This is a genomic window from Mesorhizobium sp. M0664 (assembly GCF_040320565.1).
GTDB lineage: Bacteria > Pseudomonadota > Alphaproteobacteria > Rhizobiales > Rhizobiaceae > Mesorhizobium.
The window spans coordinates 90,689-112,350 of sequence record NZ_JAMYPW010000006.1 but is presented as its reverse complement, the minus strand read 5'-3'; the positions used below and the strand labels follow the sequence as shown (position 1 = coordinate 112,350).

At 63.6% G+C, this 21,662-nt stretch carries 19 protein-coding genes; 7 read left to right on the top strand and 12 right to left on the bottom strand.

Annotated elements, in window-relative coordinates; translation table 11 throughout:
- Positions 1-91: 91 nt before the first annotated feature.
- The gene (locus NKI39_RS10495) at positions 92-697 is read left to right on the top strand and encodes a hypothetical protein (protein ID WP_502898557.1); all 606 of its coding nucleotides are present in this window, start codon (positions 92-94) and stop codon (positions 695-697) included.
- A 267-nt stretch (positions 698-964) separates the two neighbouring features.
- Here NKI39_RS10495 and ssuD read toward each other — a convergent pair whose 3' ends face one another.
- The 10 genes from ssuD to NKI39_RS10445 form a co-directional block, all read right to left on the bottom strand.
- On the bottom strand, positions 965-2,113 hold the full coding sequence (ssuD, locus tag NKI39_RS10490) for an FMNH2-dependent alkanesulfonate monooxygenase (protein ID WP_352831693.1): 1,149 nt from the start codon (positions 2,111-2,113) through the stop codon (positions 965-967).
- A 42-nt stretch (positions 2,114-2,155) separates the two neighbouring features.
- Complete coding sequence (locus NKI39_RS10485; RefSeq protein ID WP_352542466.1) at positions 2,156-3,004, bottom strand: ABC transporter permease subunit; 849 nt, start codon at positions 3,002-3,004, stop codon at positions 2,156-2,158.
- Positions 3,001-3,795 (bottom strand): taurine ABC transporter ATP-binding protein, encoded by a 795-nt coding sequence (locus tag NKI39_RS10480; protein WP_352471351.1) that lies wholly within the window; start codon positions 3,793-3,795, stop codon positions 3,001-3,003. Before NKI39_RS10480 ends, NKI39_RS10485 begins: the two co-directional genes overlap by 4 nt.
- 69 nt (positions 3,796-3,864) lie before the next feature.
- Positions 3,865-4,872: a taurine ABC transporter substrate-binding protein gene (gene tauA, locus NKI39_RS10475; RefSeq protein WP_352471352.1), complete on the bottom strand. Its 1,008-nt coding sequence runs from the start codon at positions 4,870-4,872 to the stop codon at positions 3,865-3,867.
- Positions 4,873-5,126: 254 nt separating this feature from the next.
- Positions 5,127-5,717, bottom strand: a complete 591-nt coding sequence (gene msuE / locus NKI39_RS10470) for an FMN reductase (protein ID WP_352471353.1) — start codon at positions 5,715-5,717, stop codon at positions 5,127-5,129.
- Positions 5,718-5,790: 73 nt separating this feature from the next.
- The gene (locus tag NKI39_RS10465; protein WP_352471354.1) at positions 5,791-6,846 is read right to left on the bottom strand and encodes an aldo/keto reductase; all 1,056 of its coding nucleotides are present in this window, start codon (positions 6,844-6,846) and stop codon (positions 5,791-5,793) included.
- A gap of 19 nt (positions 6,847-6,865) precedes the next feature.
- Positions 6,866-7,813: an ABC transporter ATP-binding protein gene (locus NKI39_RS10460; protein WP_352471355.1), complete on the bottom strand. Its 948-nt coding sequence runs from the start codon at positions 7,811-7,813 to the stop codon at positions 6,866-6,868.
- A complete protein-coding gene (locus NKI39_RS10455) occupies positions 7,791-8,789 on the bottom strand; it encodes an ABC transporter ATP-binding protein (protein ID WP_352471356.1) in 999 nt (332 codons plus the stop codon). Before NKI39_RS10455 ends, NKI39_RS10460 begins: the two co-directional genes overlap by 23 nt.
- Before the next feature lie 2 nt (positions 8,790-8,791).
- Complete coding sequence (locus NKI39_RS10450) at positions 8,792-9,790, bottom strand: ABC transporter permease (protein ID WP_352471358.1); 999 nt, start codon at positions 9,788-9,790, stop codon at positions 8,792-8,794.
- A complete protein-coding gene (locus NKI39_RS10445) occupies positions 9,790-10,776 on the bottom strand; it encodes an ABC transporter permease (RefSeq protein ID WP_352449708.1) in 987 nt (328 codons plus the stop codon). The genes NKI39_RS10450 and NKI39_RS10445 overlap by 1 nt, the downstream gene beginning before the upstream one ends.
- 314 nt (positions 10,777-11,090) lie before the next feature.
- Between NKI39_RS10445 and NKI39_RS10440 the strand changes: the two genes are divergently transcribed.
- Genes NKI39_RS10440 through NKI39_RS10420 form a run of 5 tightly spaced genes read left to right on the top strand, consistent with a single transcriptional unit; the run spans position 11,091 to position 17,496 of the window.
- Positions 11,091-12,701 carry an ABC transporter substrate-binding protein gene (locus NKI39_RS10440; RefSeq protein WP_352540160.1) on the top strand — a complete coding sequence of 537 codons (1,611 nt, stop codon included), beginning with the start codon at positions 11,091-11,093 and terminating at the stop codon, positions 12,699-12,701.
- A 59-nt stretch (positions 12,702-12,760) separates the two neighbouring features.
- Positions 12,761-13,945: an LLM class flavin-dependent oxidoreductase gene (locus tag NKI39_RS10435; protein ID WP_352471360.1), complete on the top strand. Its 1,185-nt coding sequence runs from the start codon at positions 12,761-12,763 to the stop codon at positions 13,943-13,945.
- 9 nt (positions 13,946-13,954) lie between these two features.
- The gene (locus NKI39_RS10430) at positions 13,955-14,992 is read left to right on the top strand and encodes an ABC transporter substrate-binding protein (RefSeq protein ID WP_352820131.1); all 1,038 of its coding nucleotides are present in this window, start codon (positions 13,955-13,957) and stop codon (positions 14,990-14,992) included.
- Positions 14,993-15,010: 18 nt separating this feature from the next.
- Positions 15,011-16,228 carry an acyl-CoA dehydrogenase family protein gene (locus NKI39_RS10425; protein WP_352820148.1) on the top strand — a complete coding sequence of 406 codons (1,218 nt, stop codon included), beginning with the start codon at positions 15,011-15,013 and terminating at the stop codon, positions 16,226-16,228.
- Positions 16,229-16,233: 5 nt separating this feature from the next.
- Positions 16,234-17,496, top strand: a complete 1,263-nt coding sequence (locus tag NKI39_RS10420; RefSeq protein WP_352616956.1) for an FAD-dependent oxidoreductase — start codon at positions 16,234-16,236, stop codon at positions 17,494-17,496.
- A gap of 36 nt (positions 17,497-17,532) precedes the next feature.
- Here NKI39_RS10420 and NKI39_RS10415 read toward each other — a convergent pair whose 3' ends face one another.
- Positions 17,533-18,624 carry a rhodanese-like domain-containing protein gene (locus NKI39_RS10415; RefSeq protein WP_352616960.1) on the bottom strand — a complete coding sequence of 364 codons (1,092 nt, stop codon included), beginning with the start codon at positions 18,622-18,624 and terminating at the stop codon, positions 17,533-17,535.
- Positions 18,621-19,982: an LLM class flavin-dependent oxidoreductase gene (locus NKI39_RS10410; protein WP_352616995.1), complete on the bottom strand. Its 1,362-nt coding sequence runs from the start codon at positions 19,980-19,982 to the stop codon at positions 18,621-18,623. The genes NKI39_RS10415 and NKI39_RS10410 overlap by 4 nt, the downstream gene beginning before the upstream one ends.
- 181 nt (positions 19,983-20,163) lie before the next feature.
- Here NKI39_RS10410 and NKI39_RS10405 point away from each other — a divergent pair, with 181 nt between their 5' ends.
- Positions 20,164-21,603: an FAD/NAD(P)-binding protein gene (locus tag NKI39_RS10405; protein WP_352831690.1), complete on the top strand. Its 1,440-nt coding sequence runs from the start codon at positions 20,164-20,166 to the stop codon at positions 21,601-21,603.
- The last annotated feature ends 59 nt before the right edge of the window (positions 21,604-21,662 follow it).

The following is a 21,662-nucleotide window of genomic DNA, read 5'->3' as shown; positions in this document are numbered from 1 at the left end:
GGATGAGGCGATCAATTACGGCCGCGCGTCCAGCATCACTGCCGCCTCGGTCCTGCACGGCCAGAAGAAAAAAATCTGGGAGGAATGCATGATGAAAACAACTCACCTCAGGCGTGTCGGTATCCTCACCTTGGCAGGTCTCGTTGGCGCGTGTCTGAACGCCGCCACGCCTCGGGCGGCCGAACCCGACAAAGCCGAGATCGATGCCCTGCGTAAATCGCTGTCCAGGTATGAAGACTACAAGGTTGCCATTCGCGAGCTTTATCTATCGACGGTAGGATGCGTCTTCTACAGCGGTGAAAAGGTAGAGGGGGCGATGGACTACCCGAAGGGCGCGATGGGCATCCATTTCGTCAACGTCACGACTGTCGGCCCGACCGCGGATCCGACGCGCCCCAATGTGCTGATCTATGAGCCGGTCGGCGGCGAATTGCGCCTGGTCGGCGCGGAATGGCTCGTGCCCTTGACGCCCGACACCAAGGAGCCGCCGAAGCTCTTCGGCCAGACATTCCAGGGGCCGATGGAGGGGCATTATCCGCTCATCCCGAAGGAGTTCCACCACTACGACCTTCACGCCTGGCTGTTCAAGGACAACCCGCTCGGAATGTTCAGCCCGACGAACCCGGACGTGAAATGCGACAATTATGCGTTCCCGATGCCGGAGCAGCCCACCAAGATGGTGCCGGGGCCGATGTGAGCGACCTCGTTACCGCCTGAGGCTGTCGGAGGGACCGGCCGCGGCCTCAATAGCAGTTATCCCAGGAGGGCTCCTGGGATAACGCCAGCCGAGCTCGCTTGAGCGGCCGGATATGGCCTATCCTAACTTTATCCGGCGGTTAGCCAGGACGCTCGTTGCTCTCGGTCGATTCCCGAAAGCCATGTCATTGGACCTGGCCGCAGCCTCGCTCCGATCGCCGTCGCGAAGCGAAAGGACATCGCTCTGGCCAACGCTGTCGGCAGGTCGTCACGAAGCGGACGCGGTGACTTTGGGGCGTCCGAACTCGACGTCCCAGCTGCGCTCCTGGGGTGCGGCTTCGCCATTCAGGCCGAGTTTGGGGAAAAGCAATTCAGCGACGTTGAACGCCTCTTCCAGATGCGGATAGCCGGACGCGATGATGGTTTCGATGCCGATCTCCTGATACTCGCGAATGCGCGCGGCAACATTGTCGGGATTGCCGACCAGGGCCGTTCCCGCACCGCCACGCACCAGCCCCGGTCCCGCCCACAGGTTCGGGCCGACGATCAGCCGGTCGCGGCGGCCCTGATGCAGCGCCGACATGCGCTTTTGGCCGACGGATTCCGAAATATGGACAAATCCCTTCTGGGCTTCGGCGATCAGGTCGTCGGTGACGTGGCTGATCAGCCGGTCGGCCGCCGCCCACGCCTCATCCTCCGTTTCGCGTACGATCAGGTGAATGCGAAGGCCGAAGCGGATCGTTCGGCCTTGCGCCGCTGCTGCCTGTCTGACGCGGCCGATCTTTTCGGCAAGCTGGTCCACCGGTTCACCCCAGCTCAGATAGGTGTCCACGTGCTTGGCGGCGATCGCGATGCCGGCATCCGAAGAGCCTCCGAACCAGAGTGGCGGATGCGGCCGCTGAACCGGCGGGAAGGAAATGTCGATGCCGTGGGCGGAAAGATATTTGCCGTCGAAATCCGCCGGCTCACCCGAAAGGATCCGCCGCCAGATCGTCAGGAACTCGTCGGTCTGTGCATAGCGCTCGTCATGACTGAGCTTGTTGCCGTCGCCGGCGAGATCGGCCGGGTCGGCTCCAGTGACGACATTGAGCAGGACACGACCACCGGAAATGCGGTCCAGAGTGGCCGCATGACGCGCAAACAGCGCCGGTGTTCCGCTGCCCGGCCGAAGTGCCACGAGGAACCTCAGCCGTTCGGTGAGCGGGATCAGCCCGGCCGCCACGATCCAGGCGTCTTCGCAACGCGTTCCTGTCGGCAGGAGCACGCCCTTGAAGCCAAGCCGGTCCGCAGCCTGGGCGATCTCCCTGAGATAGCCGAAGGTTGCCGGGCGGTGCCGCTCGTCCGTGCCGAGATACGGTCCATCGCCATGGGTCGGCAGATACCAGTAGAGGTCGAGCGGACGGGTGTTGCTGGACATCGGATTGTTTCCTTCAGCGATTGCGGAATGTCTAGGCAAGCGTCAGATCTTGCCCTTCCAGGGGATGAGGCGATGCTCCAGCCAGCGCATGCCGCTGGTAAAGGCGAAGGCAAGGATGGCGATGACGATGAGGCCGACGAAGACGACGTCGGTGGCGAGGAAATTGGCCGCCGACATGATCATGTAGCCGAGGCCCGACTGGGCCGCGATCAGCTCGGCCGCTACCAGCGTGGACAATCCGGCGCCGATGGCAATCTTCAGGCCGGTCATGATTTCCGGCAACGCGGACGGCAGGATGATGCTGGTGAAAAGTTGCAGCCGGCTCGCACCGAGCGACAGCGCGGCATTGATGCGTTCGGCCGGCACCGACCGGACGCCGGCCTGTGCGGCAAAACAGATCGGGGCGAAGGTCGACAGCGACAGGAGCACGATCTTGGACGTTTCGCCGATGCCCAGCCAGATGATCAGCAGCGGCAGGTAGGCCAGAGGCGGCAGACCCCAGTAGAGATCGATCGGAACGCTGAAAATGCCCTTGACCCAGCGATTGAGTCCCATCAGCAGGCCGAGCGGAATGCCCAGGAAAATGCCGACACCGAGCGCCGCGGCGATGCGGCCGAGGCTGGCGAGTGTGTGCTCGAGGAGCGTACCGTTGGCATAGCCATCGGCCCAGACGGCGCTGAACTGGGTCAGTACCTCGGCGGGCGACGGCAGGAACAGCGGCGACGCCCAGCCGAAGCGCGTGGCCAAAAACCACAAGGCGATGAGCGACGCCAGGGTGACCAGGCTGATGCCGAGCGTGCTTGTCGAAGCGGACCGGCGCGTCTTGGGAGACGGCGCGCGCTGAGCTATCGAAGACGAAAAAGAGGTTCCGGAATTGGCGGCGAGCGTCATTGCAAGGTTCCTGTGCGGGCGCCTTCCGGCTGGTGGATGAGCGAGCGGATTTCCTGCCGCAGTTCGATGAAACGCGGGTGGGACTGGATCGGCCCGATGTCGCCGCTCTCAGCGAAGTCGCGAACGAAGTCGGCGTCGAACCGGGCAACGATGCGGCCTGGTCGAGGCGACATCACAACGATGGTGGTGCCGAGCGTGAGGGCTTCCTCGATCGAATGGGTAATGAACAGGATCTGCTTGCCGGTCTTGGCCCAGACCGAGGCCAGAAGCTGCTGCATCGTCTCGCGCGTCAGGCTGTCGAGGGCGCCGAACGGCTCGTCCATCAGCAGGATCTTCGGATCGGTGGCCAGCGCCCGCGCGATGCCGACTCGCTGGCGCATGCCGCCGGACAGTTCATAGGGCGGCTTTTCGGCGAAATCGGCGAGCCCGACCAGTTCCAGCAGACGCCTCGATCGCTCATGGCGTTCGCCGCGCCGCACGCCTCGGTATTTCAGGCCGAGAGCGACATTGTCCAGCACATTGGCCCAGGGCAGCAAGGTATCTTTCTGGAAGACGACGCCACGATCGCCGCCGGGCGCGACAATTTCTTTTCCGTCCAGTGTGATCGTGCCTTCGGTGAGCGGCAGGAAGCCGGCGATCGCGTTGAGCAATGTCGACTTGCCGCATCCGGAAGCACCAACCGCGACAACGATGGAATCTGGAGCGATATCGAGCGAGACGTGATCAAGCGCGTGTACGTCCTGGCCATCCGAGGCCGGAAAGGTCACGCTGGCATCGCGGATCCGAAGCATGGTGGGCCTCCAAGCAGTCTGGCTGGCGAGAATTCCGCCAGCCAGAACCTGAATTTCGTCAGGTGATTTCTAGTTCGAGGCCTTGGCAGCGTCTGCGTATTCCGGATCGGCGAACGCGGCGTAGCTGTCCTTGATGGCGGTGATCTTGTGCTGGTCCTTCAGGAAGCCTGCGGTGTCCTTGAGGATTTTCGCAACGGCGCTCTTGTCGCCACCGCCCAGCCATTTGTCGGACACCTGCTCGTCGAGCGGCGGAACCACAGTCGTCTTCAACTGCTCCGAATTCTCGGCCGCCGTGCCGCCCTGCAATTTGGCGATCAGCTTGGCGCTCTCTGAGTCCGGTCCCCATGCGGCCGGGTTGCTCAGGTAGGCGGTGTTGTAGCCGTCGATCAGCCGGACATACTGGCCGAGGAAGTCGGGATTGGCCTTGGCGAACTCGCCGGTCACGACCAGCGCGCTGAAGGTCGGCGCGCCACGGTCGGCGACCTGGCCGGCTGTGAGCAGAACCTTGCCGTCCTTTTTGAGTTCAGAGAGTGCCGGATCCCAGACGAAGGCCCCGTCAATGTCGCCGCGCTTCCAGGCAGCGACGATTTCGGGCTGCGGAATGGCGATGACCTGGGTTTCTTTCTCCGAAATGCCTTCCTGCTTGAGGACGGCGAGAAGCTGGTAATGGTCCGTCGATACTGGCGCGGCCGCGAGCTTCTTGCCCCGCAGGTCGGCCGGCGACTTGATATCGGGCCGCACCACCAGGGCTTCTCCGTCACGGGAGACCGAGGAGATGTAGAAGGCCTTCACGTCGATGCCCCTGCTGACGGCTGCGGCGAACGGGCTTGATCCGACATCGCCGATCTGGACGTCGCCGGATGCGATGGCAGCAAAGATGTCAGCACCGGAATTGAAGCGGCGGTATTCGATGTTCCAGCCGGTTTTCTTGGCAAGATCGCCGTTGGCAATACCGAGGTTGTAGGGATTGGCACCGGTCTGGTAGGCGATGACGACTTTCTTGTCGTCGGCATGCGCTGCAGCGGATGTGGCCGCTATGGCAAGCCCGACAAGGGCGGCGGAAATAAGTTTTCGCATGGAGCCTTAATCCTTTTGAACAGAGGGCAAACCCCTCGACCGCCCTATTCAAAGAGCGTTGGATTAAAGTCCACTGATATTATAGACTTAGATAGCAATGGAATTCTTAAAATCAGCTCGCGCTTAAAAAAGAATTCGGATTTAGACGGCACCCTGTCGCCCGCGGGATTATTCAGGCGCAAAATGCGGAGTGCTTACGGGCCGCGCCTTGGCCATATATCGCCTATCAGGCACTTGCCTTGGCACTTTATCCGTCAGCCCGAAGCCGCCCGGACCGGTTGGCTCTTCGGCTGGCGCGCTGAAAGCAGGGCAACGAATTGATCCACGGCCTGCCCGGCCCGCGCCAGAACCAGCGAATCTACGAGCTTGCCGTCGGCAAAGTCGCTGTCACTGCCATAGACGGCGCTCGGCACCGTCAGGGCGGAGTAAAAGCCAAACAGCGGGCGAAGCTGATGTTCGACTACCAGCGCGTGGCGCTGGCCACCACCCGTCGCGCCGATCAGGACCGGCCGGTCGACGAGCGCCAGTGGATCGATGAGGTCGAACAGATGCTTGAACAGGCCAGCATAGGAGCCGTTGTAGACCGGCGTCGTGACGATCAGCGCGTCGGCCTGTTCGACCGCGTTTACCACATTCAGCGCCTCCGGCGTCAATTCCCTTCGCGTAAACGCAGCACCCAGACCACGGCCGGCATCGACAAGATCGAGGAAATTTACTGTGACAGACAATCTTTCGCGCAGCGCCTCGCCGAGATGATGCGCCAGCGTCCGCGACTTCGACGGCCTGTGGGTGTTGCCCGAAAGCACGACGATGTTCTGGCGCAGCCGTTCGACGTGGAAATTCATGGGCTCTCTCATCTGTCCAAAGCAATTGGAAACGCGGGCGGGGCCGCCGGCCCCGCCATTTCGTCGGCGACCGTCAGGCGGCGCGCAGAGGCCGTGTCAGCGGGATCGGCGCGGCCGGCTCCGAACGCGGCACGCGGCCTTCGACCGGATGGCTCGGATCATTGAACCCATGCGTTGAGGCATGACCGGCAGTGACGAGGCGGTCGACAAAGGCCTCGTCCTCGGCGCTCAGCCTGAAGTCCAATGCCTTCGCATAGCTGTCCCACTGTTCCTCGGTACGCGGGCCGGCGATCGCCGCCGTGATCAGCCGGTTGTTCAACACCCAGGCCAGCGCGAAATCGGCGGCCGAGACGCCGCGTGACTTTGCGTGCGCCGCGATCTGCCTGGCGATCTCGATCGATTCCGGGCGCCACTCGGTCTCGGCGATGCGCTTGTCGCCACGGCCGGCCCGCGTGTCGGCGGCAGGCGCCTGGTTCGGCTCGTATTTGCCGGTCAGCACGCCGCGCGCCAGCGGGCTGTAGGAGACGACGCCAAGACCGTAGTAGGCGGCCGCCGGCAGCTGTTCGGCCTCGGCGGTGCGGTTGACGATGTTATAGAGCGGCTGGCTGGCTACCGGCCGGTCGATGCCGAGTTCATCGGCCAGATGCGCGACTTCGGCGATGCGCCAGCCACGAAAGTTGGAGACGCCGAAATAGCGCAGCTTGCCCTGGCGGATCAGGTCGGCGATCGCCCGCACCGGCTCTTCCAGCGGCGCATCGAAGACGGCGCGGTGGAAGTAGAACAGGTCGATATAGTCTGTTCCCAGGCGCCGCAGGCTGTTCTCGACCGTCTGGATCACCCATTTGCGCGAATGGCCGCCGAGATTAGGCCCCTTGTCATGCGAGTTGACGAACTTGGTCGCCACGACCCAATGATCGCGCGTCACCTTGATACCGCGACCGACGACTTCCTCGGACTTGCCGTTGTGGTAGACGTCGGCGGTGTCGATGAAGTTGATGCCTTGCTCGCGCGCCTTGTCGATGATGCGATGCGCGACCGTCTCCTCGGTCGGCCCGCCGAACATCATCGTGCCCAGGCTGAGCGGCGAAACCTTCAGGGCGCTGCGGCCAAGATAGCGGTAGTCGGACATTTTTCTGCTCCGTTGAATTTCAGTTGATGGTTGGTTCGGCGTAGTGGCAGGCGACATGGTGTCCCGGCGCGATCGCTCGGAACGCCGGTTCCTGCGAACGGCACAGATCGGTCGCCAGCGGGCAGCGGGTATGGAAACGGCAGCCGCTGGGGATGTTCTGCGGGCTTGGCAGATCGCCATGGATCGGCGCGGCCTGACGTCGGCGCGCCGGGTCCGGCACGGCATCCATCAGCGCGCGCGTGTAGGGATGCTTTGGCGAGGTCCACAGCGCCGCATTGTCGGCGCTTTCGACAATGCGTCCGAGATACATCACCAGCACCCGGTCGGCGAAATAGCGAACGACTGATAGATCGTGCGAAATGAAGAGATAGGACAGGCCGAGCTGACGTTTCATGTCGACCAGCAGGTTCAGAATCTGCGCCTGGATCGAAAGGTCGAGCGCCGACACCGGCTCGTCGCACACAACCAGTTCCGGATTGAGGATCAGCGCCCGGGCGATGCCGATGCGCTGGCGTTGCCCGCCGGAAAATTCATGCGGGTAGCGGCCAAGCGAATCCCTCGGCAGACCGACACGCTCGATGATGTCCTCGACGATGGTGCGCCGCTCGGCCGTGTTGCCGATGCCATGGACCTTCAGTGGTGCTGTCAGGATGTCGCCGATCGTGTGGCGCGGATTGAGCGATGCGAACGGATCCTGGAAGATCATCTGGATATTACGGCGCGCCGCCTTCAGCCGGCGCGTGTCGAGAACGGTGATGTCGGTGCCGTTGAACTCGATCCTGCCGCTAGTCGGGTCGACCAGCCGCATGATGGTCTTGCCTAGCGTCGATTTTCCGCAACCGCTTTCGCCGACGAGACCAACCGTCTCGCCGCGTCCGACTTCGAGGGATACGCCATCGACGGCGCGCAGCGTGCCGCCCTGGGCGTGGAAATGGGTGGAAAGGTCAGAGACCGAGAGCAGCGCCATGCGCAACCTCCGGAATGAAGCTGTAGGGGCAGGCGACTAGACGATCCTCGCTCACCTCGACGAGGTCGGGTACGAAATGGGCGCAGCTGTCGCGCGCCACCGCGCAGCGCGGGCGGAACGGGCAGCCCTTTTCGCCGGCGGCCGAGACGATACTGCCGGGAATCTCCGTCAGCCTGGCGTCGCGGTAGTGGAGATTGGTCTTCAGCCGCGGCGACGCCGCCAGCAGGCCGCGCGTATAGGGGTGAAGGGGTGTTCTGAACAGTGCGTCCGGCAGCGCCTGTTCAACCTTGCGGCCGGCATACATGACGACGACCTTGTCGGCCCATTGTGCCACGACACCAAGATCGTGGGTGATGAGCATGACAGCCATCGACAGTTCGCGGCGCAGCGTATCGAGCAGGTCGAGCACCTGCGCCTGGATGGTCACGTCGAGCGCCGTCGTCGGTTCGTCGGCAATCAGCAGGCGCGGCCGGCAGGCGACGGCGATGGCAATCATGATGCGCTGGCGCATGCCGCCGGAAAGCTGGTGCGGATAGTCATCGATGCGCCGCTGCGGATCGGGAATGCGAACCAGATTGAGAAGCTCGATGGCACGGTTCCGCGCTGCCTTGCCGCGTATGCCTTCGTGCAGCGTCAGCACCTCGGTGATCTGCCGGCCGATGGTCAGCACCGGATTGAGCGACGTCATCGGCTCCTGGAAGATCATGGCGATCTCGCGTCCGCGCAGGCTCCGCATAGCCTTCTGGTCGAGACCAAGCAGATCCTTGCCGGCGAATTCGATCCTGCCATTGGGTATTTTCGCCGAGCGCGGCAGAAGCTGCATCAGGGCGAGCGCGGTCAGCGACTTGCCGGAGCCTGATTCACCAACGATCGCCAGCGTCTCGCCCTCACCGACCTCGAAGCTCAGCCGGCTGACCGGCTCGGCGGTCGGGAAGCGAACCGTCAGATTGTCGATCCTGAGCAAAGGAGCCGCCATCTCTATCGCTCCTGTGAGAAGCGCGGGTTGAGCGCGTCGTTGAGGCCGTCACCGATCAGGTTCAGCGCCAGCACGGTAAAGACGATCGCCAATCCCGGAAGCGCTGTCAGATACCAAGCGGTGCGGATCAATTCCCTGCCCGCTCCGATCATCGAGCCCCAGCTGACGACGTTGGGATCGCCGAGGCCCATGAAGGACAGCGCCGATTCCATCAGGATCGCGGTCGCCACCATCACCGACGAGGTCACGATCAACGGCGGCAGCGCATTGGGCAGGATCTCGCGGAAGATAATGCGGACATGGCCGTAGCCGAGGCTGCGGGCGGCCATGACGAAATCCTTCTCGCGGATGGCCCGGAACTCGGCGCGGGTCAACCGCGCCACCGTCGGCCAGGTGATGACGGCGATCGCCACTGTCACGACAGGCGCGGTCGGCTGCGCGATCGCCACCATGACGACCAGCAGCACGAAGCTCGGTATGGTCTGAAAGATCTCGATCAGGCGCACCAGCAGGTCGTCGATCCAGCCGCCGAAGTAGCCGGCGGCGGCGCCGACCAGGATGCCGAAGCTGAGGCCGAGCGCGGTCGCCACCAGGCCGACGAACAGCGAAATCCGTGCGCCATGCAGAATGCCCGAAAGCACATCGCGGCCCATGGAGTCCGTGCCCAGTGGGAAGGCTGGGTTCTGGCCCGGCCACAGGAAGGGCCGCGCCACCATCGATAGCGGATCGGCCGGATAGAGGACTGGTGCCAGCAGTGCGGCCAGCACGACCAGTGACAGGAACACAACGCCGAACATGGCGTTGGGATTGCGCAGGAAAACCTTCAGCGCACGCCCGCCAGCGGCTATCGGCACCGACGCTGCCGAAGCGGAGCGTGCGTCGGGCGCGTGGAGATTGCTCCAACTCTTTGCCTCGGGTTCAGGCGGTGCCGCGGGCCCGCGGGCATCGGCATGGAGACGGCGGGAACGGGCATCGCCCGCGGCGAAATCGGTGGAAGCCATCAGCGTACTCCGATGCGGGGATCGAGCCAGGCGTGCAGAAGATCGACGGTCGCGTTGGCGATGATCACCAGCAGCGACGACAACAGAAGGATGCCGAGCAGCACGGTGAAATCGCGGCCCATGACCGCTTCGAAGGCGAGACGCCCGAGGCCGGGCCAGGAATAGACAGTCTCGACAACCACGGCGCCGCCGAGCATGCCGCCGACATGCATGCCGGCCATGGTGGTAATGGGGATCAGCGCGTTGCGCAGGACATGGCGAATGGTGATGATGGCCGGCGGCAGGCCCTTGGCTGCGGCGGTGCGCACGTAGTCCTGCGACTGGACCTCCAGCATCGCCGCTCGTGTCAGCCGCGCATAGATCGCCACGTAGAACAGCGCCAGCGACAGTGCCGGCAGGATCATGTAGCGCGCCCTGTCCCAGAGCCCGGCAAGGCCGGTCAGGTTGCTGCCGATGGTTCCCGAGCCGCCGCTCGGCAGCCAGCCGAGCTTGACCGAAAACAGCACGATCAGCATCAAGCCGATCCAGAAACCCGGGATTGAATAGAACAGCAGCGAAATAACGGAGAGCACACGATCCGGCAGGCGCCCGGCAAACACCGCCATCACCGATCCAAGGGCGAGGCCGAGCACAATGGCGACGGCCAGAGCCACCGCCATCAGCACTAGCGTGCCGGGCAGCCGCTGGCCGATCAGGTCGGCGACCGGCATGCCGTAGCGCGGCGAAAAGCCGAGGCTGAAATGCGCCAGATTGTAGAGATAGTTGAACAGCTGGACGAGAAGCGGATTGTCGAGCCCGAAGCGCTGGCGAAGCGCCGCCATCGTTTCGACAGTGGCCGAGCCAGCCTCGCCGGCCATGACATCGGCGGCATCGCCGGGCGCGAGCTGCAGCAGGAAGAAGTTCAGGATGACGATGCCCAGAACGGTCGGCACCGCCTGGATGGCGGTGCGCCGGAAGGTTCTGCCAATGCGCGTCAGGGTCGACATCGTTTTCGCTATCCCGGCTGTGGCTGACGATGCGGGTTTGCTGTTTCCCGGAAAGTTCCGCGCTTTTTAGTTGACAAGATTTATAGACATTGTCAAACCTGATTTAAGAAATTTTATCCTGCAAATGGCTTCATTGCAGAATAGAATTTTATTTCATACTACAAACTTAGCTGTTTGAAGTATGAAATCTTAAGCGCGGGAGCAGGTCGGCCAAATCTTTTCGCAAACGGGCCCGCTCTTGGAACGACGGATTTTTAGCCTGGCGGCCGACGATCGGCCGATCGGGTCCGGCAGCAAAAAAGGACCAGGACGCTATGTCTCATTTCCTCAGTCCGAACCGCCGCAGGTTCCTCGGCATCTCGGCGGCCGCGCTCGGAGCGACCCTGTTGCCTGCATCGCGCAGCGCCTACGCCGCCGAGCCGAAACAGGGTGGAACGGCGACGCTGGTGCTCTCGGCTGAGCCGCCTGTGCTGACGACCATCGCCCACACGGCATTCAATTCGGTCTACGTCTCGGCAAAGACCACCGAGGGCCTGCTGACCTATGATTTCGATCTCACGCCGCGCCCATCCCTGGCCAGACAATGGTCAGTCAGTGGCGATGGGCTGCAATACACCTTCAAGCTGCGCGAAGGCGTGAAGTGGCATGATGGCCAGCCGTTCACCGCCGCCGACGTCGCCTATTCGATCACCACGATCAGAGAGGTTCATCCGCGCGGCCGCAACACCTTCCTCAACCTTGTAGACATCCAGACGCCGGATCCGCTGACCGTAGCGCTGGTTCTGTCGAGGCCGGCGCCTTACTTGATCACGGCCCTGGCTGCGGCCGAAACGCCAATCGTGCCGAAGCACCTCTATGACGGCACAAAGGCAGCCGAAAATCCGGTCAACGTCGCTCCGGTCGGCACCGGCCCGTTCGTCTTCAAAGAATGGGTGCGCGGCAGCCACATCGTTTACGAACGCAATCCTGACTACTGGGACGCACCGCGCCCCTATCTCGACCGGTTGATCGTGCGCTTCATCCCGGACGCTTCGGCGCGCGCGCTGGCGCTGGAGACCGGCGAGATCGATCTGGCGCCGGCAACGCCGATTCCGTACAGCGATTTGCAGCGTTTTGAGACGCTGCCGCATATCGGCTTCGAGAAGCAGGGCTACCAATATTCCAATGGCATCAGCCGGGTCGAATTCAACCTGGAGAAAGCCTATTTCCAGGATGTTCGCGTCCGCCGTGCCTTCGCCCATGTCATCGACCGCAACGTCATCCGCGAGACGATCAACTATGGCTATGGCGAAACCATTCCAGGCCCGATCAACCCCAATCTGAAGAAGTGGTTCGTCGCCGACCTGAAGACCTATCCGGTCGACACGGCCGCCGCCGATAAACTGCTCGATGAAGCAGGCTTGCCGCGCGACGCCAACGGTACCCGGCTCAAGCTTGTCCACGACTATGTCCCGAGCGGCGAAACCTACAAGCGCGGCGCCGATTACATCAAGCAGGCATTGGCCGCGGTCGGGATCGAGGTCACCGTGCGCAGCCAGGATTTCGCCACCTACACCAAGCGCATCTACACCGACCGCGACTTCGACTTCACCTTCAACGGCATGAGCAATCTGTTCGACCCGACGGTAGGCGTACAGCGCCTCTACTGGTCGAAAAATTTCAAACCCGGCGTGCCGTTCTCCAACGGTTCGAAATACAGCAATGCCAAGGTCGACGAACTTCTTGAAGCGGCCGCCGTCGAGGTCGACCACGAAAAGCGCTTCGAGCAATGGGCCGCGATCCAGCAGATCCTTGTCGAGGACCTGCCCGATATCGGCATCGTCAGCCAACCGGAAATCACCCTCTACAACAGGCGCATAGCCGGTCACACGGTGGGCGCCGAGGGCAATGCCGGCTCCCTCGCAACCGCCCATATCGTCGCCTGAGCCTGACCCGTGCGCGGTCCTTCGCACGGGTTCCCTTCCTCCACCCGAGAAAGTTCGCCATGACGCTCGCCCACAAGCCTGGTTCCATCGTCGGCACGCCCTTCTTCAAGGCGCCGACCGACTATCCGGACAGCCCGCTGTCGAAAGCGCTTCAGCAGCCGGTGCTGCTCGGGCTATTCTTGCCGATCCAGGCCGGTGGCTGGACCAACTCGACCTTGCCGCGCTCGACCGACTGGCGCTTCGACTACAATCGCGACCTGACGTTGAAGGCCGAGGAGCTTGGCTTCGACCTCGTCTTCGCGCTCAGCCAGTGGCTGCCCAAGGGCGGTTATGGCGGTGTCTTCAACGGCCAGGCGCTGGACAGTTTCGTCTCCGTCGCGGCCATGGCCGCGATCACCAAGAAGATCATGCTGATCTCGACCATGCATGTTCTCTACGGTCCCTGGCATCCGCTGCATCTGGCGAAATTCGGCGCCACGCTCGACCACATCTCCGGCGGCCGCTGGGGCATCAACGTCGTCACCGGCCATCGCGCCGTCGAACATGAAATGTTCGGCTGGAACCGCATCGAGCACGACCGCCGCTATGAACTCGCCGCCGAGTTCGTCGAAGTGCTGCAGCGACTGTGGCAGGACGACGAGAATTTCTCATTCTCCGGAGAATCGAGCTGGAAGCTCAATGGCGGCTTCGTCACGCCCAAGCCGAATTACGGCCGGCCGATCCTGGTCAATGCCACCGGCTCCGACGCCGGCATTTCCTTTGCCGGCCGCTATTCCGACATCGTCTTCGTCACCAGCCCGGCCGGCTCCGACATCGCCAGCGCGCTGGAAGCGCTGCCGGCGCATACGAAGAAGGTGAAGGACGCAGCCCTCGGCGTCGGCCGCACCGTGCGCACGCTGCTCAACCCGCTGGTCATCAGCAGGCCGACCGAGAAGGAGGCCTGGGCGGTCGCCGATGAGATCGTCGCTCATGCCGACAGCCGCACGCCGAAAGGCTTCCAGACCTTCAACAGCGATGCCCAGGCCTGGAAAGGACGCGAGGGCCGCGACGATCCCTACGCCAAGGTCGGCGGCAACATCTATCTCATCGGCACGCCCGAACAGATCGTCGACCAGTTCGTCAAGTTGAAGGACGCCGGCATTGACGGCCTGCAGCTGTCCTTCTTCGATTTCAAGCCTGACCTCGAATTCTTCGGCGAGAACATCCTGCCGCTGATGAAGCAGGCCGGCCTGCGCAACACCTAAGGAGCCATCATGACCGCGACTGCGATCTCCGAAATCTGGTACACACGCTGCCCGGTGCCGACGCCTGTCGGGCTCGCCGCACAGCTCGGGCTTCTCGACGAGACCTTTCGCAAGGAGGGGATCGAATTGAAGTCGATCATCGATTCGCCCAATCGCGACATCCGCCAGAGCCATTTCAACCATACGCTCGACTGGTCGTTCCGCCACGGCGGCAACGTGCCGCCGATCCGCGCGCGGTCCGAAGGGCGCAAGACGCGTCTCGTCGGCATCACCTGGACCGACGAATTCCAGGCAATCATCGCCCTGCCCGGTTCCGGCATCAGGACAATCCAGGACCTGAAAGGCCGTCGCTTCGGCATCGCCCGGCGCCCCGAGGGAATCGTCGACTTCATGCGAGCGACGGCGTTGAAGGGACTGGTCTCGGCGCTCTCGCTCGAGGGCCTTGGCTATGGCGACGTCGAGATCGTCGACATAGCGCTGGCCGACAGCGTGCTCGACGGCCAGGAAGGACCGTCGCTGTTCGGCCTCAAGCGCAAGCAGCCCTATGGCGAGGAAGCCGCAGCCCTGATCCGCGGCGAGGTCGACGCCATCTATGTCAAGGGCACGGCCGGCATCAATGTCGCCAATCTGATCGGCGCCATCCAGGTCGTGGAATTCGGCTTCCACCCCGACCCGAACATCCGCATCAATTCCGGTTCGCCGCGCGTGCTGACCGTCGATGAACTGCTGGCGGAACAACGCCCCGATCTGGTCGCGCGACTGATCGAGACCATCCTGCGCGCCAGTGCCTGGGCCGAGGCGCATCCGGAAGAGACGCAGCGCTTTGTTGCCCGCGAAGCCGGGGCCACCGAGGAACAGGTGCTGGCCGCCAATGGCCCGGATGTCCATAAGCATCTCGGCCTCGGACTGCAGCCTGAGCTCGTCGCAGCGGTTTCCCACTACAAGGATTTCCTGCGCGACTGGGGCTTCCTCGCCGGCGATTTCGACGTCGAGCACTGGGTCGATCGCCGGCCGCTCGATCTGGTGAACATTCGGGCCGCCGCCTGAGAGAAAGCCAACGTCATGATGTCGACAATTGCCGAGTTTCCGCAACTCCTCGAGAAAGTGGCCGGCCTCGCCGACGACTTCGCGCTGACCGCCGCGCATCACGACGCGACCGGGGAATTCCCATTCGCCAATTTCGACCGGCTTCACCAGGCGGGGCTGCTTGGCCTGGTCACGGCGCGCGAACATGGCGGCTTCGGTGGCGGGCTGACGGAAGCACAGGCGGTGATCGCCGAGATCGGTCGTGGCGAGCCGTCGACAGCGCTGGTGCTGGCCATGCACTACAACAGCCAGTATGCGATGCGGAAATCCGGAAAATGGCCGCGCCATCTGGTTCAGCGGATTGTCGAGGCCGGGCGCCTTGGCCCTGCCCTGATCAACGCCGCCCAGGCCGAGCCCCGGATCGGCTCGCCAGCTCATGGCAAGCCGCCCGAAACCATTGCCCGGCGGGACGGCAACGTCTGGCGGATATCCGGCCACAAGAACTACGTCACCGGCATTCCTATTCTGAAATGGGTGAACTTGCTGGCGCTGACCGACGAGCCGCAGCCGCGTCTGGCTTCATTCCTGGTGCCGACCGACGCGCCTGGATTTCGCGTCGAAAAGACATGGAACGCCGCCGGCATGCGGGCGACGGCCAGCGACGACATCATTCTGGATAATGTTGCGGTTCCTGCCGAAGACATCACCGAGGCGCAGCCGGCATCCGAGCCGCTGAGGCGCGAGGAAAGCGCGACGGCGTTCTTCTTTTCGCTGATCGGCGCTGTCTACCACGGTGCCGCCCGTGCTGCCCGTGACCGGCTGGTCTCCTTTGTCAGCACGCACGCGCCGGCAAGTCTTGGTGCGCCGCTGTCGACCGTGCCGCACATCCAGTCAGGGCTGGGCGACATAGAGGTTCGGCTTGCGAGCAGCGCGCGGCTGCTGCGTTCACTCGCCGAAGATGTCGACGCCGGCCGGCCTGTGGGCACCGACGGCATGACGGTCAGGCATGTCGTCATCGACAATGCCGTTGCCGTCACCTCGCTGGCGCTGGAGCTTGCCGGCAATCCAGGCCTTAACAGAGATTTCCAGCTTGAGCGCCACCACCGTGATGCGCTGACCGCCCGTTCCCACGCACCGCAGAACCACATGATCCGCACGATCGCCGCCAAGGCGACGCTCAGCCGCCATATCGCCCGGCAGTTGGCCGAGACGCCGGCTATTGCCGCGGGCAAGCCCAAGCTCGCGGCGGTCGGTTGAGCGCCATGACAACAGAACATGTCGAAGTCGCCATCATCGGCGGAGGCCCCGGCGGCCTGACACTGGCGCAAGGCCTGAAGAAGAACGGCATCAGTGTCGCGGTCTTCGAGAAGGACCGCGCCCGCACCGACTATGTCCAGGGTTTTCGTCTGCGCATCCGCCAGCGCGGCATCGATTCCCTGATCGCCAATTTGCCGCCGGAACTCTACGACGCTTTTGTCGCCACGCTCGGCCAGGCGCCGGATCGCAACATCCTGCTCGACGAGAATTTCAACATCCTGGGCGAGGATGCCTGGGGCGGCGGCAACGCGCCGGGCGAGGCCGACGACACGCATATCGAAAAATCGGTAAGCCGTATCACGCTGCGCCAGGTGCTGTTGTCCGGCCTCGACGGCATCATGCGCTATGGCAAGGTCTTCTCTCGCTACGACGAGCAGCCGGATGGTTCGGTCGTCGCGCATTTCGAGGACGGCTCGGCAATCCATGCCGACGTGCTGGTCGGTGCCGACGGCGCCCGCTCGCGGGTGCGCCAGCAACTGGTGCCGCATGCGCGAAGCTTCGACACCGGCGTCAGGCGTCTGGCCGGCAAGATGACGCTGCATGCCGCAGCCCTTCACCAGATCTCGCCGCTGCTACTCGACTACAATGCCGGCGTCAGGCCAACCGAAGGTCATGGGCTTATGGTCACCAGCCACAGGGTCAATGTCGACGCATTCCGAAAGCATGGACTGATCGGGCTGGACGACGCCACCCACAAGGATTTTTCCGGCTTCCATTTCAACAACACCACCAGCTATGTCTGGTGGAACACCGCCTATGAAAAGGACGAACTTGCCACAGACGACGCGCTGGCAAAGCTCTCCGGTTCAGAACTGATTGACCTGCTGATCTCGAAGATCGCCCACTGGCACCCGGAAATCCTCAACCTCATCCGCTACACCGACCCATCGACGGTGGCGCTGCTTCATGTCCACAGCTCCGAACCTGTCGATCCCTGGCCGACGAAACCGGTGACGCTGCTTGGCGATGCCATCCACGCCATGACCTATTTTCGCGCGCTTGGCGGCAACACCGCGATCTACGACGCCGGGCTGCTGGTGCCAGAGCTGGTGGCCGCCAAACGCGGCGACAAGCCGCTTCTCCAGGCGCTGTCGGAGTATGAGGCCAAGATGCTGGAGCACGGCGCCAAAGCCGTGCGGTCTTCGCTGACGGCGATGCAGAAGAACGTGCTGGCGGGCCGTCGCCGCCAATCGGAAGCCGCCGAATAGTGGCCCCCGAAAAAATCGCCTGACAGTGCTCCTGCCCTACGCCGCTTCCACCAGGCTGGTCGACTGGAAGTCGTACAAGAGGATCGCGATCTCGAAGCCGCGCCGCTGCAGCCAATGCGCCGTCGTCGCCGCGCGGACACCGAGCAGATCGTCGATCAGCACGACGCGGGCGCCGCGCACGGCGATGGTGCGATAGGCGACACCGAGCAACTGCCCGCCCTCAGACGCGATCGACCCCGGAATATGCGCTTCGGCGAACTCGTCGGGCGTGCGCACGTCAAGCAGGTAGGTCGTCCGCGTTTCGTCCTTCGCCCAGTTTGCGGCCGTGGCCGCATTGATGCGGGGAAAGCTGTCGCCTTCGGCAAGCTTTGCGATGTGCTCCCCGGCGAAACGCTTGGCATCCTCGCTTGCCGGACCATAGATTGCGGTCTTGCCGGTTTCGAGTGCAAGACCGGCCTCGCGCCATGCCCTGGTGCCGTCGTGCAGATAGGCGACCCGGTTGGGCACGCCGGCATCGATCAGTGTCTGCGCCCCGATGATGGCGCGCGGCAGGCCGGCGCAGGAGACGACAACCTTCGTCTCCGGTGAACGCACCAGGTCGGCGAAGCGTAGCACCAGCTCGGCGCCCGGCACGCTGATGGCGCCCGGCACATGGTCCTTTTCGAACTCCGCCACCGTGCGGCTGTCGAGTACCACCACGTCGGCGCCTCGGCCTCTGAGCACCGCGAGCTCTTCAACGCTGACGACCGGGGTTCCCTTCTCGTCGCGGATCGCCAGCGAAAAATCGACGCCCGGCGTATCGAAGGTCGGCAGGTCTTCAACGCCGCTTTGCGTCCATTCCGGAATTCCACCGTTCAGCGAAAACAGCTGAGTACGGCCATACCCCACCAGTCGTTCGACAAGTTGCTCGGCAACGCCGCTGCCGTCGTCCGCCAGCACGGTGCGCACCGATTTGCGCGGGATGAAGCGGTCGATCTCGGCCTCGACCTGAGCCGCGGGCAGGTTGGTGGCGAACAGCGGCGATGCGTATCCGACAGTCGCGCTGTCGCGAATGTCTAGTACCGCCAGTTCTTCGCCATCCGCCAGCCATTGGCGAAACATTTTCGAATCGATCGTCCTGTCGCTCATGATGCTTTCCTCTCTTGCTGTTCAGCGGCGCCACGGATCGGACGCGCAAGGCCGAGGTTCTCGCGCAACGTCCCGCCTTCGTAAGCAGTCCGGAACAGACGCCGCCGCTGCAGCTCCGGAATGACGAGGTCGACAAAATCGGTGAGGCCCGTCGGCAGGATCGGCGGCATGACGTTGAAGCCGTCCGCCGCGCCACCGGCGAACCACTCCTCCATCATGTCGGCCACATCCTTTGGCGTGCCGACGATCTGGAAATGGCCGCGCGCGCCGGCAACGGCGAGATACAATTGGCGGATGGTCAGGTTCCGGCTCGCGGCCAATTCGGAAACGACTTTCAGGCGGCTCTTCACGGCATCGGAACTGCCCAGTTCCGGCAACGGTCCGTCGAGTGAATGGCCGGAAAGATCGACACCGCCGAGCAATCCTGAAACCAGCGCCACACCAACCACAGGATCGACCAGGCGCTGGATCGCATCGAACTTGTCCTCGGCCTCCGTGCGCGTCGGCGCGACGACCGGGAAGACACCGGGCATGATCTTCAAAGAATCGGCAGAGCGACCAAAGGAGCCCAACCGGCCTTTCAGCTCGCTGTAAAAACCTCGGGCCGATTCGATGGTCGGATGGGCGGTGAAAACCACCTCCGCCGTCTGCGCCGCCAGCTGCTGGCCGGCATCGGAAGAGCCGGCCTGAACGATGACGGGATGGCCCTGCGGCGGGCGGGCGACGTTGAGCGGCCCTTTGACGCGGAAATGCCGGCCGACATGGTCCGGGGCGTGGATGCCGCGCCGGTCGATGGCGATCCCCGAAGCCTTGTCGGCGACGAAGGCATCGTCGTCCCAGCTGTCCCAAAGCTTCTGCGCGACAGCGACGAATTCCTCGGCGCGGGCGTAACGGTCGGCATGAACGGGATGCTGGTCGAGGCTGAAATTCGCCGCCGCCGGCGCATCGGCTGAGGTGACGACATTCCAGCCTGTCCTGCCGCCGCTGAGATGATCGATCGAAGCGAACAGCCGCGCCAAGTGGAACGGCTCCCAATAGGTGGTCGAGGCGGTCGCAACGAGCCCGATCCCTTGCGTGATGGTCGAGAGCGCCGACAAAAGCGTCAGCGGCTCGAAATGCACGACATGGCCGGTGCGCTCGAAGGTCTCGATCGGCTGCTCGCCATTGCGCGCGCTGAGGCTGTCGGCCAGAAACACCATGTCGAACAGGCCACGCTCGGCAGTGCGCGCGGCGTCCGCATAGTGCTGGAAGCTCAGGCCCGGATTGGCAGGCACATCGGGATGGCGCCAGGCAGCGACATGATGGCCCGGTCCGCGAACAAAGGCTCCAAGCCTTATCTTTCGATTTTCAGTCATCAGCGGTTCTCGGGCTGGTCGCAAAGGGCGTTCCTATCTAGCGCCTGCCAAACCCGCTGAGTGAAAGAATGCCTTTCGCCAGCTGGCAATTATTGTTTTTTGACATCGGGTTACGGGAAAGCACGATGATCGTTGCCGGGGCGATGGGCTGGAGCCACGACCACCGGCGTCGCAAAGGTTCTTGATGCTTCATACCCCTTCCTCCCCGCTACGCTCGATCCCTCGTTCAATCATCATCGTTGGCGGCGGCTTTGCCGGCGCGGTTACCGCGATCAAGCTGCTCGACCGTTCAACTGAGCCGCTGGCAATCACCATCATCGAGCGCCGGGCCGAGCTTGGTCGCGGCGTCGCCTATAGCACCGTCGATCCACAACACCTCGTCAACGGCGCGGCGCGCATCTTCTCGCTGCATCCGGACGATCCCGATCACCTCGTTCGCTGGCTTATGGCGAATGGGCCGGAGCACGGCTGGACACCGCCCGAGGATGTCCCGGACTCAAGCCCGCCGCGCTGGCTGTTCGGCAGCTATGTCCTGTCGGAACTGACGAGAGCGATCAGAGAAGCAGATCCGCGTTCTTCGCTGCGCCACATCAAGGCATCCGCCGTCGACATGCTGACGGGTCCGTCCGGGGTATGCGTCGGCACCAGCGATAGCCAGCAATTGCTGGCGGATGAGGCGGTACTGGCAACCGGGGTGTTCCAGAGCCAGCCGTCCACCACGGAAGCAGCCGTCGTCGGCGATCCCCGTTATATCGCCAATCCCTGGGATTCGGCGGCGCTCGATCGGCTCGCTGGCAGCAAGGAACTGCTGCTGATCGGCTCCAGCCTCAGCATGGTCGACGTCGTCGCCAGCATGGAAGCGCGCGGCTTCAAGGGCGGTTATCGCGTCGTGTCGCGGCGCGGACAGATCGTCGAACCTCGGCGCAACGTGGAAGCGTGGCGCGATTTCCTCGCCGGGCGGCCGCTGCCGAAAACCACCAGGGCGCTTCTCGCACTGGTCAAGGCCGAACGCCGGGCAATCGAACCCACCGGCCTGGACTGGCAAGGGCTGCCGCTGACGATCCGGCCGTGGATCCTGGCCTTGTGGCAAGGCGCCACCGACAAGGAGCGCTTGAAGTTCGCACGCCATCTGCGCGCCTTCTGGGATGTCACCGCGCACCGCGCGGCGCCACCGAGCTTTGAGCGCGTGGCACTGGCGCGAAGCCAAGGCCGTTGGACGGGTCGAGCGGGACGGGTGCTGGCACTCCATCCGCAGGCAAATGGCATCGTCGCTGAAATCCGCTGGCGTGATACCGGCGCGGTCGAACGGCTGCGCTTCGACGGCGTCGTCAACTGCCGCGGCCATCAGGAGCATGATTGGCGGCGGATCGCCGATCCATTCGTCCAGAACCTGCTCGAGAACGGCATCGTCAGGCCGCATGCGACCGGCTTCGGCATCGACGCGACGCATGACTGCCAGGTGATTTCCCGTGATGGCGAGACCCATGGCAATCTGTTCGCCATCGGCCATCCGCTGCGCGGCGTCGCCTGGGAATCGAGCTCGATCGGCGAACAACTGGCGCAGGCCATAGCCCTTGCCGGCCTTCTGGTCGGCGCCAGCCCAAGGCTGCGTGCTTTGGCCTGAAGTTACCAGCTTTGCGAAATGGAAGAAACGAAAACGGCCGCAGCTCTATGCGGCCCTTC

Excerpts from the sequence above, each read along its gene's own strand:
- NKI39_RS10460 (WP_352471355.1), bottom strand. The coding sequence starts at position 7,813 with ATGGCGCTGCTCTCGGTCTCTGACCTTTCCACCCATTTCCACGCCCAG.
- msuE (WP_352471353.1), bottom strand. The coding sequence starts at position 5,717 with ATGAATTTCCACGTCGAACGGCTGCGCCAGAACATCGTCGTGCTTTCG.
- NKI39_RS10415 (WP_352616960.1), bottom strand. The coding sequence starts at position 18,624 with ATGAGCGACAGGACGATCGATTCGAAAATGTTTCGCCAATGGCTGGCG.
- NKI39_RS10465 (WP_352471354.1), bottom strand. The coding sequence starts at position 6,846 with ATGTCCGACTACCGCTATCTTGGCCGCAGCGCCCTGAAGGTTTCGCCG.
- NKI39_RS10445 (WP_352449708.1), bottom strand. The coding sequence starts at position 10,776 with ATGTCGACCCTGACGCGCATTGGCAGAACCTTCCGGCGCACCGCCATC.
- ssuD (WP_352831693.1), bottom strand. The coding sequence starts at position 2,113 with ATGTCCAGCAACACCCGTCCGCTCGACCTCTACTGGTATCTGCCGACC.
- NKI39_RS10425 (WP_352820148.1), top strand. The coding sequence starts at position 15,011 with ATGTCGACAATTGCCGAGTTTCCGCAACTCCTCGAGAAAGTGGCCGGC.
- NKI39_RS10405 (WP_352831690.1), top strand. The coding sequence starts at position 20,164 with ATGCTTCATACCCCTTCCTCCCCGCTACGCTCGATCCCTCGTTCAATC.
- NKI39_RS10455 (WP_352471356.1), bottom strand. The coding sequence starts at position 8,789 with ATGGCGGCTCCTTTGCTCAGGATCGACAATCTGACGGTTCGCTTCCCG.
- NKI39_RS10450 (WP_352471358.1), bottom strand. The coding sequence starts at position 9,790 with ATGGCTTCCACCGATTTCGCCGCGGGCGATGCCCGTTCCCGCCGTCTC.
- NKI39_RS10430 (WP_352820131.1), top strand. The coding sequence starts at position 13,955 with ATGACCGCGACTGCGATCTCCGAAATCTGGTACACACGCTGCCCGGTG.
- NKI39_RS10435 (WP_352471360.1), top strand. The coding sequence starts at position 12,761 with ATGACGCTCGCCCACAAGCCTGGTTCCATCGTCGGCACGCCCTTCTTC.
- NKI39_RS10480 (WP_352471351.1), bottom strand. The coding sequence starts at position 3,795 with ATGCTTCGGATCCGCGATGCCAGCGTGACCTTTCCGGCCTCGGATGGC.
- tauA (WP_352471352.1), bottom strand. The coding sequence starts at position 4,872 with ATGCGAAAACTTATTTCCGCCGCCCTTGTCGGGCTTGCCATAGCGGCC.
- NKI39_RS10495 (WP_502898557.1), top strand. The coding sequence starts at position 92 with ATGAAAACAACTCACCTCAGGCGTGTCGGTATCCTCACCTTGGCAGGT.
- NKI39_RS10420 (WP_352616956.1), top strand. The coding sequence starts at position 16,234 with ATGACAACAGAACATGTCGAAGTCGCCATCATCGGCGGAGGCCCCGGC.
- NKI39_RS10440 (WP_352540160.1), top strand. The coding sequence starts at position 11,091 with ATGTCTCATTTCCTCAGTCCGAACCGCCGCAGGTTCCTCGGCATCTCG.
- NKI39_RS10485 (WP_352542466.1), bottom strand. The coding sequence starts at position 3,004 with ATGACGCTCGCCGCCAATTCCGGAACCTCTTTTTCGTCTTCGATAGCT.